The following is a 12,828-nucleotide window of genomic DNA, read 5'->3' on the forward strand; positions in this document are numbered from 1 at the left end:
TCTTTTGGTTTGAGCGTGGCGTGCAGCCTACGCTGCCAGAACCAGTTCGCCAACCTCGCTCATGCCGGCGTCGCGATCCCCGAGCAGCAGCGCTGCGATCTTCGCTTGCGCGGCATTTTCCGTCAGCCGGAACGGATCGCTCGGCGCCACGCGATGGTCGATCACCAGCCGCGACAGCAGCAGCCGGCGCGCATCGCCGCGCATCTCGTGGATGCGATGCGCTTCCCAGGCGAGCGCGACCGCGCTTGCGACGTGATAGAGCAGGCTGGTCGCGCGGCGCGCATCGGCCTCGTTCTCGGAATTGCCCGCGACCTCGCGCGCGAAGCCGACGGCGCGATCGACCAGACCGCGCAAATTGTCGCGCCAGGCCTGCGGGACCGACACGCTATCATCGAGCCGCGCATGCAGATCGGCTGATAGCGCGGATTCGGCGCCGTGGCGGCCGACCGCGCGCCGGAGCGCATCGATCGCGACGATGTTGCCGGTGCCCTCCCAGACCGAGCCGAGATGCGCATCGCGCAGCAGGCGGGGCGTGGCGAATTCCTCGATATAGCCAATGCCGCCGCGCATCTCGAGCGCATCGCCGCAGACTTTTCGCGCATCGCGCGTCGCACGGAATTTCAGGGTCGGCGTCAGGATGCGCAGCAGCGCGGCTGCATCCTGGCTGCCGGCCTCGGCGCGGTCGAGCGCGTCGGCGGTCAGAAAACTCATCGACAGCGCCTGCTCGACCGGCAGCATGATCTTCAACATCTGCCGCCGTCCCAGCGGCAGGTCGATGATGCGCTTGCCGAACACCACGCGGTTCTTCGCCACCGTCATCGCATCATGATAGGCGCGGCGCATCAGCGCGGTGGATTTGACGCCGTTGGAGAGCCGCGACGAATTGACCATCTCGGCCATCTGCACGAAGCCGCGGTCGAGCTTGCCGACCGCATAGGCGATCGCGCCTTCGAGCTTGATCTCGCCCGAGGCCATCGAGCGGGTGCCGAGCTTGTCCTTGAGGCGCACGATCCGATAGTGGTTCTGCGAACCGTCGTCGAGGAAGCGCGGCATCAGGAACAGGCCGACGCCGCGCGTGCCGGGGCCGGCGCCTTCGGGACGCGCCAGCAGCATCACGACCTTGGCATCGGCGTTCGAGCAGAACCATTTCTCGCCATGGAGGCGCCAATGGTCGCCCTCCTGCACGGCACGCGTGGTCAGCGTACCGACATCGGAGCCGCCCTCCTTCTCGGTCATGAACTGGCCGCCCTGGGTCAGCTTGCTCATGTCGGTCTGGGTCAGGCCGTCGAGATATTTCGCCTTCAGCGCCTCGCTGCCGAAATTCGCCAAGAGCTTTGCGCAGCCGTCGGTGACGTTGATCGGGCAGCCCATGCCGAATTCGGTCTGGTTGAACAGGAAGGTGAAGGCGTGCTTGGCCACGACAGGATATTTGTCCGGCCAGCCCATGATGCCCTTGCGGATCGACAACGCATGGATGCCGAACTCGCCGAAGGCCGCGCTCTCCAGTTCGCGATAGGCCGGGTGATATTCGATCCACTGCACGTCGCGGCCGAACTTGTCGCGCTGGTGCAGCACCGGCGTGTGCCGGTCGGCGAGCCGCGCGCAATCGTCGAGATGGCCACCGGCGAGTTCGCCGAGGCGATCGAGATGCGGCTCGATGTGGCGGAACAGCGGGTCCGGCAGATGGATACGCAACAGATCCGTCAGCGCCGGATCGGCGCGATAGAAATTCACGCCTGATGTATCAGGCGCCAGCAGACCGGATGGTGCGGCCGCGACACTTTTTGGCTCACCTGTGACCGGCTTGTGCATGATCGTCCTCTTCGTTCCCGCCCGACGGCAATTCTTATCGCTTGCCGCTTGGGATGATGTCGATCATGCTCCAGTCGCAAAGGCGGATAAAGCCGCAAATTGTCAGGGAGGCATGATCGCCGTGAAGGAGCAATTCGCTCTGCGGAATTATGATCGACCCGGCTGGTTGTCCGCACGGCGGATGCATAGATCAGCGGCTTCCCGTCTCCGAGAGATCACGCCATGGAACATCCGAAATACAAGATCGCCCTCATCGTTGGCGCCGGCGAAGGCCTGAGCGCCTCGTTGGCGCGTCTGCTGTCCGCGCAAGGCATCCGCGTCGCGCTGGCCGCGCGCAAGATCGAGAAATTGGGCGCGCTCTGTCGCGAGACCGGCGCCAAGGCCTATGCCTGCAACGCCACCGAGCCTGAGGAGGTCGAGCGGCTGTTCGGCCTGGTCGAACGCGAGATCGGCACGCCCGACCTCGTCGTCTACAACGCCAGCGGCCGCACGCGCGGGCCGTTCGTCGATCTCGTTCCGGCGGATGTCGCGCAGGCGATCGCGATCAGCGCCTATGGCGGCTTCCTGGTGGCGCAGCAGGCGGCCAAGCGCATGCTGCCGAACAAGCACGGCGCGATCCTGTTCACCGGCGCCTCGGCGAGCGTCAAGGGCTATGCGCAGTCGGCCTCCTTCGCGATGGGCAAGTTCGCGTTGCGCGGGCTGGCGCAGAGCCTGGCGCGCGAGCTCTCGCCGCAGGGCATCCACATCGCGCATTTCGTGATCGACGGCGGCATCCGCAGCGCGGCGCGGGCCGAACCCGCCGACAAGCCGGATTCGATGCTCGATCCCGACGCGATCGCGCAGAGCTACTGGAACGTGCTGCAACAGCCGCGCAGCGCCTGGAGCTGGGAGCTGGAGCTGCGGCCGTGGGTGGAGAAGTTTTAGACGCGCTGCCGTAGCGTGGGCAAAGGCGCGCAGCGCCGTGCCCACCATCACGACGAAACAACAAATGGTGGGCACGCGCGCTTTGCCCACCCTACAAGGGTAGGGAGCGACATGACCACGGAAACCACCATCGATACCGGCACCAACGAACTCCTCTGCGTCATCCGCGACCGCGTCGCAGTGATCACGCTGAACCGGCCGGAGGCGCGCAACGCGCTGTCGGACATCTTGACGCCGGCGCTGCGGACGATGATCCGCACCTGCGGCGAGAGCCCCGAAGTCGGCGCGCTGCTGATCACCGGCGCGGGCGCGGCCTTCTGTGCCGGCGGCAACGTCAAGGGCATGGGCGCGCATCGCGACCCGAAGAAGCTCGAGATGTCGTTTGACGACAAGGTCGCCGATCTCCAGGAACGGCAGCGGCTGCTCACCGGCGCGCTGGTGTCGGTACGCAAGCCGACCATCGCCGCCCTGCCCGGCCCCGCGGTCGGCGCCGGACTCGCCATCGCCATGGCCTGCGACATCCGCATCGCCGCGCAATCGGCCTTCGTCTCCACCGGCTACGCCCGCATCGCGCTGAGCGGCGACTACGGCATCGCCTGGCTGCTCACCCGGCTGGTCGGCACCGCGCGAGCCCGCGAGTTGCTGTTCACCGGCGATCGCGTCGACGCCGCGCGCGCCGAGACAATCGGCCTCGTCAACCGCGTCGTGCCCGACGACAGGCTGCAAGACGAGGCCTTTGCGCTGGCCAAATCGCTCGCCGAAGGCCCGCGTCAGGCGCTGCGCTACATGAAGGACAATCTCGACGAGGCGCTGCTGTTCGATTTCGAGACCGCCCGCGACCACGAAGCCGGACGGCTGATCCGCCTGACCACGACTGCTGATCACAAGGAAGCCGTGCAGGCCTTCATCGAGAAGCGGAAAGCGGTGTTCACGGGAAAGTAACCCGCGGTTTGACGATCGCAGCCCAGATGGAGCGCAGCGAAATCCGGGCTACGACGAACAAAAAAAAGCCCGGCTCTGGATGACCAGGCCGGGCTCGGAGTGGTGTCAGGCCGAGGCTGAGGGGCTGTCGGCCTGACGGGAAAGGGCGGCGAGGCGCCTGCTCGCGCAGGGAATGTCTTTCGGTGCGACGGCGATCTCCTTGTCGAAGCGCACCAGCTTCCAGTCATCGGGATGATTGACGAAAGCGAAACCGGATTTGCGGGCGAGCGAGATCATGGTCTCGTTGGAGCGCAGCGTGTCGCCGAACATGTGCTCGGCACCAAGAGCTGCCGCGCGGCATTCGAGATTCTTCATCAGCGCGGTGGCGATGCCGTGGCCCTGCCAACGGTCGTCGACCGACAGGCCGAACTCGAGTGTCGAGGTCTCGGCATGGAAGGCGTAGCGCGCTTCGGCGATGATGGTCTCGAAGCCGTCGACCATCTTCGTCGCGACAACGGAAAAGCGCTCGCGCGCGCCGACATCGAGGAACTCGCTCAGCAGGCTCTTCGGCAATTCGCTGATCGCACCGAAGAAGCGGTTGTAGCGGGAGCGGGTCGAGAGCGATCGAAAATAGTGCTGAAGCTCCTCGGTGTCGCGCGGCTCGACGAAGCGGATGTTGATCGCCTCACCCTGCCGGGTGCGCAGCACGTCCGAATATTGCTTCAGATCTTCCAGGCGAAGAGTGCTCATGACACGAGCCCTGCGGAAAGAGGGACCGCCGGCGCCCCTGTGATCAGGCGGCGCCGGCCTGGCGGCCAATCAGGCCCGCCAGAAGGGTTTGTCAGCCTCGTAGGCGATGTCGGTCCAGGACAGGCCGACGTCGTGGAGATCGCGGGCCGTCCAATGGGTCAGTTCGCGGCGGGTCCGGTAGCGCTCGTGCCAGACGTGAAGCGTCTCGCCGATCTGCTGGATGAGGCCGGGTGCATGATGATTTGTCATCGAATTGTGGGTCAAAGTAGACATTTTCAGCTCCTTGAGCTAACTTGACCGCTAATATCTGCTTGCTACCGCGCTGCGACAAACGACAATTTGTACCCCTTCGCATGAAATAACGTCATGCATCCTGCTGCCAAATGACTGCCAGATTGCCCTCCCTGAACGGATTGCGGGCCTTTGAGGCCGCCGCGCGCCATCTCAGCTTCACGCTGGCCGCGTCCGAGCTGAACGTGACCCAGACCGCGATCAGCCATCAGATCCGGCGGCTCGAGGAGGAGCTCGGCATCCGCCTGTTCGTCCGGCAGAACCGCGCGCTGGCGCTGACGCCGGAAGCGCGCGACTATTTGCCGGGCGTCCGCGCCGCCTTCAACGACCTCCGCCTTGCGACCGACCGGCTGCTGCGCAAGGACGACGACAAGGTGCTGACCGTCTCGACGCTGGCATCGCTCGCCGCGAAATGGCTGCTGCCGCGGCTGACCGATTTCCAGGAGCAGCACCCCGGCATCGACGTCCGCATCACCACCTCGACCAGCCTCGTCGATTTCCAGCGCGACAATGTCGATGCCGCGATTCGCTATGGCCGCGGTCAATGGCCGGGCCTGCGCGCCGACTGGCTGATGGCCGACGAGCTGTTTCCGGTGTGCAGTCCGTCGCTGCTGCGCGGCGACAAGCCGCTGCGCCAGCCTGAGGATCTCAAAGGCTATCCGCTGCTGCACACCTCCAATGCCAACAGCGATGACTGGCGGCTGTGGCTGACGGCGGCCGGCCTTCCGGGCGACATCGCCAGGCAGCCCGGCATCACCTTCGACATGATCTTCATGACCATCCAGGCCGCAATCGACGGCATCGGCGTGGCAATGGGGCGAACCTCCTACGTCCAGGACGACATCGCCAAGGGCCGGCTCGTGGTGCCCTTCAAGATCGCGCTGCCGGCCGATGCCGGCTTCTACCTGGTCGCGCCGGAGGGCCGGCGCGAGGCGCCGAAGCTGGCCGCGTTCCGCGAGTGGATGATCGCTGCAACGCAGAATAAAGCGTGAAAAATCATCAGCTTCCCCGGTGAAATCGATTGACTCGCCGCGCCCCGCGCGAGAGGGGTAGGACAGATTGTCGCAACCGACAATCTGATGCCTTGCCGTGAAATGAGTTCCGGTCCGGCCGCGCCTTCCAGGGGAGAAACGTCATGGCTGGACCAGCAACCAATCCGCCCGAGATCAAGTCGCGCATCGGCGCGATCCTCCGCGCCACCTCCGGCAATTTTCTCGAGCAGTTCGATTTCTTCCTGTTCGGCTTCTATGCCGCCGCCATCGGCAAGGCGTTCTTTCCCTCCAGTAACGAGACAGCCTCGCTGCTCAACACTTTTGGCGTGTTCTGGCTCGGCGCGCTGATGCGCCCCGTCGGCGCGATCGTGCTCGGCGCCTACATCGACCGCATCGGCCGCCGCCAGGGCCTGATCGTCACGCTCGGCATCATGGCGATCGGCACCGTCGTGATCGCATTCTGCCCGAGCTATGCGACCATCGGCATCGCGGCGCCCGTCATCGTGCTGATCGGCCGCCTGCTGCAGGGCTTCTCCGCCGGCGTCGAGCTCGGCGGCGTCTCGGTCTATCTCGCGGAAATCTCCACGCCCGGCAATCGCGGCTTCTACACCTCGTTCCAGTCGTCGAGCCAGCAGGTCGCGATCTTCGTGGCCTCGATCCTCGGCTTCATCCTGTCCGAGGTGATGCCGGCGGACGTCGTGACCGCCTGGGGCTGGCGCATTCCCTTCTTCGTCGGTTGCCTCATCATTCCCCTGATCTTCATGCTGCGGCGGACGCTCGAGGAAACGCCGGCCTTCCTCGCCATGAAGAAGCACCCGACGGCAAACGAGGTGTTCGCCTCCGCGCTCGCCAACTGGCGCATCGTCATCCTCGGCATGATGATCGCGGTCCTGACCACGACGACATTCTACTTCGTCACCGTGTACACGCCGACCTTCGGCAAGACGGTGCTGAAGCTCTCGACGCAGGACGCACTGCTCGTGACGCTGCTCGTCGCCGTGACCAACTTCTTCTGGAATCCCGTCGGCGGCGCGCTGTCCGATCGCATCGGCCGCAAGCCGGTACTGCTCGCCATCGCCGGCCTGGCGCTCGTCACCGCCTACCCGGCACTGTCCTGGCTGGTCGCCGCGCCGACTTTCGGCAAACTGCTCGCGGTCGAGATGTTGTTCTCGTTCTATTTCGGCATGTACAGCGGCACCATGCTCGGTGCTCTCGTCGAGATCGTGCCGGCGCATGTCCGCACCACCTGCTTCTCGCTGGCCTTCGCGCTCGCCGCTGCGCTGTTCGGCACGTTCACGCCATTCGCCTCGACCTTGCTGATCGACTACACCGGCAACAAAGCCTCACCCGGCTTCTGGCTGATGTTCGCCGCTGCGCTTGGCATCATTGCCGCATCGATCGTCTATCGCGGTGGCCGCCAAGCGGTGACGACGTACGATGCGACCGGTGAAGCGGCGCCGGCGGTGAGCCACTGATGGTCATTCCGGGGCGCCTCGAAGAGGCGAACCCGGAATCCATTTCTCCCAACATTCTTGCGGCACGATGGATTCCGGGCTCGATGCTTCGCATCTCCCCGGAATGACAGTAACCTAAAGCTCCACCACCACGTAATCGCTCTCGACCTTCACCGGGATGGTCTCGGCGACATACGGGCCCTTCACCACGCTCGCACCCGGCTCGACATGCGCCGGATAGGCCTTCACGCGGAAGCGACGGGGGTCGCAATAGGACTGGCCGGTGCGGATGTCGAACTCCCAACCGTGCCAGGGGCAGCGGATGATCTCGCCGAGCTTGGTGTATTCGATCTCGCCGGGTTCCTTTGATTGCGCGAGCCCGATCAGCGGGCCCTCGCACAGCGCCGCGCCCTGATGCGGGCAGCGGTTCATCAGGCCGAAATACTCGCCCTTGATGTTGAAGACCGCGATCGGCCGTCCGTCGATCTCCAGAAATTTTCGCGTGCCCGGCGGAAGCTCATCCACCGCCGCAATCACGTGCCGCGCCATCAAGCAATCCCATAGAGCATGCGCGCATTGCCGAGATAGAACGCTTCGCGGTTGGCGTCGCTGACGCCCGCCGGCAGCACGCGCGACGGCTCGTCATAGTCCCAATGCGGATAGTCGGTCGCGAACAGCAGTCGGTCCCAGCCGATCCATTTGATGACGTCGAACAGGTCCTCGCGCCGCTCCGGGTCCTCCATCGGCTGCGTGGTCCACCACACCTGCTCGCGGATATATTCAGACGGCGGCCGCTTCACGTGCGGCACTTCGCTGCGCAGCCGGTGCCAGACCTTGTCGAGCCGCCAGGCAAGCGACGGAGCCCAGCCGAAGCCGGCCTCGATCATCACCATCTTCAGCTTCGGAAAGCGCTCGAACACACCTTCCAAGACAAGGCTCGCCAGCGCCGATTGCTGGCACTGCGAGTGGCCCACCATCTCCTCGATGTAATAGGAAGGCCAGCCGGACGGCGTGATCGGATTGCCGCCGAAGCCGAAAGCGTGCACGCCGACGGGAAGCCCCGCCTCTTCCGCGGCCTGATAGATCGGCCAGTAACGGCGTTGACCGAGCGGCTCGACATTGCGGCTGAGCAGCAGCACCTGCACGAAATTCTTGTCGCCGGCGCGCTCGCGGATTTCGGCGGCGGCCGACAGGCCGTCCTCATTGCCGACGACGATGGACGCCTTCAGACGCTTGTCCTTGCTGGTCCATTTGTCGATCTGCCAGTCGTTGATCGCCGAGCACAGCGCCGCCGAGAGCTCGTGATTGCGGATGCCCTGCCCGGTGTTGAGCGGATTGAGCACGCCGAGTTCCACGTTGTTGGGATCGAGCAGCTGCTTCTGCATGAAGGACAACGAAGAGCCCTGCGGCCCGCCTTCCGGCGGATAGGCGTCGCGACGCGATGCGTTGGGCTGGGCCTTCGGATAGGGCGGGCCTTCCATCATGCCCTGATAGGCATGGACGCCGTAGACTTCGAGATGATGCTGCCAGCGTTTCGCCAGATAAGGATAGAGCTCGGTGCGGGTGGCGCGTGCCGGATGGATGTCGCAGTCCGCGATTGCGGTTTTGACGGTCAGTGGGGAAGCGGCTTCGGTGCTCTCGCGGAATTGGACATTCATCGCCTTGCCTCCTTTGGCAGCGGGCTAAGTCAGGCGGGGATAGGTCGCATGCGGATTTTCGATCATGATCTTGCGCACGAGATCGGGGGTGAGGCCCTCGGGCAGCGCGTCCTGGCCGTCGAATTGCCAGTGCGGATAGTCCGTGGAGAATAGAACCAATTCGTCGGACTGCATATGATCAAACAGGCGAATTAATGTCTCAGGTTCCGGCGGCGCATCAAATGGCTGTAAAGAGAACCGGATGTTGCTGCGCACAATGTCGAGCGGCGCGCGATCGACCCATGGCGTCTCCATTCGCACCCCGCGCCAGAACTTGTGCAGGCGCCAGAGAAAAGGGGAGATCCAGGAGACGCCGGATTCAAGCATGACCATTTTCAGCCGCGGATATTTGGCGAACACGCCCTCGACGATCAGACTGGTGATCTGAGTCTGGAACGCCTGGGCCTGACCGACATAATCCTCGATGTGATAGGAACCCCAGCCCACGGCAGTCGGCGGATTGTGATAGGCGGAACCGGCGTGAATCCCGATGGGCAGCTGGAGCCGTTCCGCCGCCTCGTAGATCGGCCACACCGCGCGCTTGCCGAGCGGCGTGTCGCCCATGACCAGCATCAGCACCTGCACGAAGCGGCGGTCCTGTGCGCAGCGCTCGATCTCGGCGACGGCTTTCTCGACACTTTGCGTGGGGATCACGATCGAACCACGCAGCCGTGAATCGCGATCGAGCCATTCCTTCACGAGCCACTCGTTCAACGCGCGGCAGAAGGCGGCCTGCAAATCTTCCGAAAACACCATCTGCACGCCGTAGAGTGGATTGCAGATGGCGTATGTGAGCTGGAAGGGATCGAGCAGATGGCGCTGCATGTCCTCCAAGCTTGCGCCGGGCTTGCCGGTTTCCGGCCGCCAATCGGGACGCGCCACGATCGGCGAGTTCTGCGGATAGGATTGCGAGACAAGGTCGACCATGCCGCGCGTCGTCACCTGATCGCGCCAATAGTCATTCAGGTACGGCAGCAGGCTGGTCAGATGCGGCACGGCGGGATGCACGTCGCAATCCACCCCGCCGGCGATCAGGGACGCCATCACGTCTCCTTCACGTTTCCTCGTCACGTTTTGTCTTGTCCACCATTCAAGCAGGCCTGCCCGTCGCCCGCAACTCGGCCAAGGCCGCTGTCATATGCTAGGAAGGCACAGCTCCGTTGCGAGGACTGAGAGGTTAAAGGGATGAAAGAGCTCGTCGGCATTGCGGAACAGGTTGCGGCCCGACTAATCGCGCGCAAACAGACCATTGCAGTGGCTGAATCCTCGACCGGCGGCCTGATCTCGGCCAGCCTGCTCGCGGTGCCCGGCGCCTCCGCCTATTTCCTCGGCGGCGCCGTGGTCTACACCCGCGATGCCAGGCGTGTGCTGATGGATATTTCGGACGAAGGAATGAAGGGCTTTCGTTCCTCGTCGGAGCCATATGCGAGACTCCTCGCCGAACAGATGCGCAGCCGCTTCGGCTGCGACTGGGGCCTGTCCGAAACCGGCGCCGCCGGCCCCACCGGCAACCGCTATGGCGACGCCGCCGGGCACAGTTGCATGGCGGTTTCGGGACCTACGGCAGAGGTGATCACGCTGGAGACGGGCAACAACGACCGGTTTGCGAACATGCAGGTGTTTGCGGCCACGGCGCTGAAGCTGTTGCTGCGGAAGCTGGAGGGGTGAACGCCCTCACATGGGAACCGCACGCGCTCCCGATCTCCAGCCGGACCGACCGTCGTGCCGAAGCATGAGCGAGCGCGTCACCGCCCAGGCGCGATAGGAGCAATGATGCGACTTCCTGCGTTCGTCTTCGCGACCCTGCTCGTCCTTGGGATAACGACGGCGCAAGCCGCCGGGGTCAGAAACTTCGACATTCCTGCCGGTCCGGCGGGACCGGCAATCCGACTGCTGGTCTGGACTCCGTGTGCTGAGTCACCTCGCGAGATGGATGCGCGTGGCGCCACCTTCTTCGCCGTGCCCGCATGTCCAGTCATCGGAGAAAAGCTTCCACTCATCGTGATGTCGCACGGCCGCCGAGGATGGTTCGGCGGTCACCATGACACCGCCGCGGCTTTGGCCGATGCCGGGTTCGTCGTGGCGGCGCTCAATCATCCCGGCGACACCATGCGTGACACCAGCCGCACCGACAGTCTTTCGGTTCTCGTCGAGCGCCCCACGGATATGAGCCGGCTGATCGACTATATGCTGGAGGGGTGGCCGGACGCATCCCGCATCGATCCTCAGCGCATCGGGCTCTACGGGTTTTCGTTTGGCGGCTACACCGGCCTTGTCGTCATCGGCGGCGATCCCGATCTGCGCAAGGGATTGCCGAATTGCGAGACGTCGAGCTTGAAGGCGTGCAAACAACTCGAGAGCGGCGAGCTTCCTGATCAGCCGACGACCCATGATAAGCGCGTCAAGGCCGCGGTCATCATCGATCCCTATCCGGTGTTCGTCTTCCCGGAGGAGAATCTGAAAGCAATAGCAGTGCCGGTTCAATTGTGGAGTTCTGACCCCGCGCAGAATGCCGATGGTCTATCCGGATGCTGTGCGGCAGCCATCAATCAAAGGCTTCCGATCAAGCCGGACTACCATTTCGTGGACAATGCCCGGCATTTTTCCTTCCTCGCGACCTGCACCCCAAAGGACGCCCGGGAGGCCCCCGCCGTCTGCACCGATGCGCCGGATTTCGATCGCGTCGATTTCCACCGACGGCTTCACGTCGATGTCGTTGCGTTCTTTCGCAAGCATTTCGCCGAAAGCGCCAAGCCGTGACGCGGCCCTCGGCCCGGCGCCGCGCCGGCCTAAGAGCAGGACAAGCCGTTGCCGGGCTCGCGGCAGAGCTTCGCGCGAACCTCTACGATATCGATATCGTACTTCCCGGCTCTCCGCTTGCGCGAGGCGGAGGCCGAGTCGGCACTGTCCATCGAAAGCAGATTGAGCTGCTTCTTGGTCGCCGCGCTGCACATCAGAGCAGCGTTGCCGCCGAGGTATCTCGACTGGGCGCCAAGCTCCTGCCGGGTGAGCTCCGCGAATGGCCCCAGACGCAATTGCGTTTCGACCGCTGCGATTTCAGCGTCGCTCGCCTGCGTCCGGGCAACACCCTTCATCCTGCGTTCGAAGCCGTTTGCGATCGCCGCCCCATGTGCCGCACCAAGATCCGCAACCTCTTGCGCTGCGTCCGTAAACTCACCGCGCTGGGAACCGGCCAACAGATAGGACTTGCAAGCCAACGGGTTGCTCGCGAGCTTCAGGAGGGTCGCCAGTTCCGCCCGGTCCAGGGCATTGATGTGCTCGTCGTCGGCATAGACTTCCATCTCGCTCGCCAGGATCATGTTGAGTGCACCATTGGCGGCGGACCATCCGCCCTCGTTGAAGGCCTCTTCGGTCTCCCGAAGGAAGACCGCCCTGAGCGCGGGATCGCTGCGGGCAATCGACGCGGCCAAAGGGAAGCGCGCGATGTTCTGATCGAAATCGCGCGCAAACGCGCTCGGCCCGGAGAGGCTCGCATATGCCAAGTTTCCGGCCAGCAGGGCGACGACGACGAGCAGCAGGATTGATCTTCTGGTCATGTGAGAGTTTTGGTGTGGGTTACCGCGAGAGATCATCTCACGCCGGGTCACCGCCATCCATTGCAACTACAGGCTGCCCTTAATGAATCCTTTCGCAGCCGTGGCGAGTTGCGCGGATGCCCTGCTATCTTGCCAGATGCCGCATGAAGATCCGCACCACATATCCCTGGACCCGCGGCGCTTCGTCGTAGATATCCGACGCGAGCCGCTCGATGGTCTCACGCAGGGATAGGAACTGCGCCTGGCGCGCGCTGCTCTCGGTGCCCTGCATGCCCGCGAGCTCGTCCATCGCGGCATCGCTGATCTGGCAATGCACGACCTCATCCTCACGCATCATCGTGAAGCGAAAGGCCAACCGTTCGAGGTCGTGGCCGATGATCCTGTCGCGCGACAGCGGCATTCAATTGTCCCGTTCGCGCCCCCGAACGGG

Annotated in this window: 14 protein-coding genes; 6 read left to right on the forward strand and 8 right to left on the reverse strand. The window is 64.2% G+C overall.

Translation table 11 applies throughout. The features are described 5' to 3' along the window. Positions 1-27: 27 nt before the first annotated feature. On the reverse strand, positions 28-1,812 hold the full coding sequence (locus AB7535_RS32570) for an acyl-CoA dehydrogenase family protein (RefSeq protein ID WP_354102357.1): 1,785 nt from the start codon (positions 1,810-1,812) through the stop codon (positions 28-30). A 222-nt stretch (positions 1,813-2,034) separates the two neighbouring features. Here AB7535_RS32570 and AB7535_RS32575 point away from each other — a divergent pair, with 222 nt between their 5' ends. Together AB7535_RS32575 and AB7535_RS32580 are read left to right on the forward strand one after the other, a co-directional pair. Continuing rightward, the gene (locus AB7535_RS32575) at positions 2,035-2,736 is read left to right on the forward strand and encodes an SDR family NAD(P)-dependent oxidoreductase (RefSeq protein WP_028149253.1); all 702 of its coding nucleotides are present in this window, start codon (positions 2,035-2,037) and stop codon (positions 2,734-2,736) included. Between the two features lie 111 nt (positions 2,737-2,847). Next, positions 2,848-3,678, forward strand: a complete 831-nt coding sequence (locus tag AB7535_RS32580) for an enoyl-CoA hydratase (protein WP_166077921.1) — start codon at positions 2,848-2,850, stop codon at positions 3,676-3,678. Between the two features lie 105 nt (positions 3,679-3,783). Here the strand turns inward: AB7535_RS32580 and AB7535_RS32585 are convergent, their stop codons facing one another. After that, positions 3,784-4,407, reverse strand: coding sequence for a GNAT family N-acetyltransferase (locus AB7535_RS32585; protein WP_354102356.1), 624 nt, complete (start codon positions 4,405-4,407; stop codon positions 3,784-3,786). Between the two features lie 69 nt (positions 4,408-4,476). Next, on the reverse strand, positions 4,477-4,680 hold the full coding sequence (locus tag AB7535_RS32590) for a DUF1127 domain-containing protein (protein WP_063980835.1): 204 nt from the start codon (positions 4,678-4,680) through the stop codon (positions 4,477-4,479). Between the two features lie 110 nt (positions 4,681-4,790). Here AB7535_RS32590 and AB7535_RS32595 point away from each other — a divergent pair, with 110 nt between their 5' ends. Further along, on the forward strand, positions 4,791-5,690 hold the full coding sequence (locus AB7535_RS32595; RefSeq protein ID WP_063980834.1) for a transcriptional regulator GcvA: 900 nt from the start codon (positions 4,791-4,793) through the stop codon (positions 5,688-5,690). A 143-nt stretch (positions 5,691-5,833) separates the two neighbouring features. Further along, positions 5,834-7,165 carry an MFS transporter gene (locus AB7535_RS32600; RefSeq protein WP_071916835.1) on the forward strand — a complete coding sequence of 444 codons (1,332 nt, stop codon included), beginning with the start codon at positions 5,834-5,836 and terminating at the stop codon, positions 7,163-7,165. Positions 7,166-7,279: 114 nt separating this feature from the next. On the opposite strand, the gene AB7535_RS32605 is transcribed toward AB7535_RS32600, so the two are convergent. Genes AB7535_RS32605 through AB7535_RS32615 form a run of 3 tightly spaced genes read right to left on the reverse strand, consistent with a single transcriptional unit; the run spans position 7,280 to position 9,885 of the window. Then, on the reverse strand, positions 7,280-7,693 hold the full coding sequence (locus AB7535_RS32605) for a Rieske (2Fe-2S) protein (RefSeq protein WP_166077860.1): 414 nt from the start codon (positions 7,691-7,693) through the stop codon (positions 7,280-7,282). Beyond that, complete coding sequence (locus AB7535_RS32610; protein WP_208068692.1) at positions 7,693-8,802, reverse strand: amidohydrolase family protein; 1,110 nt, start codon at positions 8,800-8,802, stop codon at positions 7,693-7,695. The genes AB7535_RS32605 and AB7535_RS32610 overlap by 1 nt, the downstream gene beginning before the upstream one ends. Before the next feature lie 24 nt (positions 8,803-8,826). Beyond that, the gene (locus tag AB7535_RS32615; RefSeq protein ID WP_208068690.1) at positions 8,827-9,885 is read right to left on the reverse strand and encodes an amidohydrolase family protein; all 1,059 of its coding nucleotides are present in this window, start codon (positions 9,883-9,885) and stop codon (positions 8,827-8,829) included. A 141-nt stretch (positions 9,886-10,026) separates the two neighbouring features. Here AB7535_RS32615 and AB7535_RS32620 point away from each other — a divergent pair, with 141 nt between their 5' ends. Beyond that, the gene (locus tag AB7535_RS32620; protein WP_208068688.1) at positions 10,027-10,509 is read left to right on the forward strand and encodes a CinA family protein; all 483 of its coding nucleotides are present in this window, start codon (positions 10,027-10,029) and stop codon (positions 10,507-10,509) included. Positions 10,510-10,614: 105 nt separating this feature from the next. Continuing rightward, complete coding sequence (locus AB7535_RS32625; RefSeq protein ID WP_208068686.1) at positions 10,615-11,601, forward strand: alpha/beta hydrolase family protein; 987 nt, start codon at positions 10,615-10,617, stop codon at positions 11,599-11,601. Between the two features lie 29 nt (positions 11,602-11,630). Here AB7535_RS32625 and AB7535_RS32630 read toward each other — a convergent pair whose 3' ends face one another. After that, entirely contained in the window at positions 11,631-12,455 is an 825-nt protein-coding gene (locus AB7535_RS32630) for a hypothetical protein (protein WP_354113435.1), read from the reverse strand. A gap of 67 nt (positions 12,456-12,522) precedes the next feature. Further along, positions 12,523-12,798 (reverse strand): DUF1488 family protein, encoded by a 276-nt coding sequence (locus AB7535_RS32635; protein ID WP_063980827.1) that lies wholly within the window; start codon positions 12,796-12,798, stop codon positions 12,523-12,525. Positions 12,799-12,828: the final 30 nt, after the last annotated feature.

This window comes from Bradyrhizobium sp. 956_D2_N1_4, from assembly GCF_052076025.1.
GTDB classification, from domain to species: Bacteria; Pseudomonadota; Alphaproteobacteria; order Rhizobiales; family Xanthobacteraceae; genus Bradyrhizobium; species Bradyrhizobium barranii.

Bases quoted from the DNA above. Each gene is read 5' to 3' on its own strand.
- AB7535_RS32585 (WP_354102356.1), bottom strand. From the start codon at position 4,407: ATGAGCACTCTTCGCCTGGAAGATCTGAAGCAATATTCGGACGTGCTG.
- AB7535_RS32605 (WP_166077860.1), bottom strand. From the start codon at position 7,693: ATGGCGCGGCACGTGATTGCGGCGGTGGATGAGCTTCCGCCGGGCACG.
- AB7535_RS32615 (WP_208068690.1), bottom strand. From the start codon at position 9,885: ATGGCGTCCCTGATCGCCGGCGGGGTGGATTGCGACGTGCATCCCGCC.
- AB7535_RS32590 (WP_063980835.1), bottom strand. From the start codon at position 4,680: ATGTCTACTTTGACCCACAATTCGATGACAAATCATCATGCACCCGGC.
- AB7535_RS32620 (WP_208068688.1), top strand. From the start codon at position 10,027: ATGAAAGAGCTCGTCGGCATTGCGGAACAGGTTGCGGCCCGACTAATC.
- AB7535_RS32610 (WP_208068692.1), bottom strand. From the start codon at position 8,802: ATGAATGTCCAATTCCGCGAGAGCACCGAAGCCGCTTCCCCACTGACC.
- AB7535_RS32595 (WP_063980834.1), top strand. From the start codon at position 4,791: ATGACTGCCAGATTGCCCTCCCTGAACGGATTGCGGGCCTTTGAGGCC.
- AB7535_RS32580 (WP_166077921.1), top strand. From the start codon at position 2,848: ATGACCACGGAAACCACCATCGATACCGGCACCAACGAACTCCTCTGC.
- AB7535_RS32600 (WP_071916835.1), top strand. From the start codon at position 5,834: ATGGCTGGACCAGCAACCAATCCGCCCGAGATCAAGTCGCGCATCGGC.
- AB7535_RS32635 (WP_063980827.1), bottom strand. From the start codon at position 12,798: ATGCCGCTGTCGCGCGACAGGATCATCGGCCACGACCTCGAACGGTTG.
- AB7535_RS32630 (WP_354113435.1), bottom strand. From the start codon at position 12,455: ATGGCGGTGACCCGGCGTGAGATGATCTCTCGCGGTAACCCACACCAA.
- AB7535_RS32625 (WP_208068686.1), top strand. From the start codon at position 10,615: ATGCGACTTCCTGCGTTCGTCTTCGCGACCCTGCTCGTCCTTGGGATA.
- AB7535_RS32575 (WP_028149253.1), top strand. From the start codon at position 2,035: ATGGAACATCCGAAATACAAGATCGCCCTCATCGTTGGCGCCGGCGAA.
- AB7535_RS32570 (WP_354102357.1), bottom strand. From the start codon at position 1,812: ATGCACAAGCCGGTCACAGGTGAGCCAAAAAGTGTCGCGGCCGCACCA.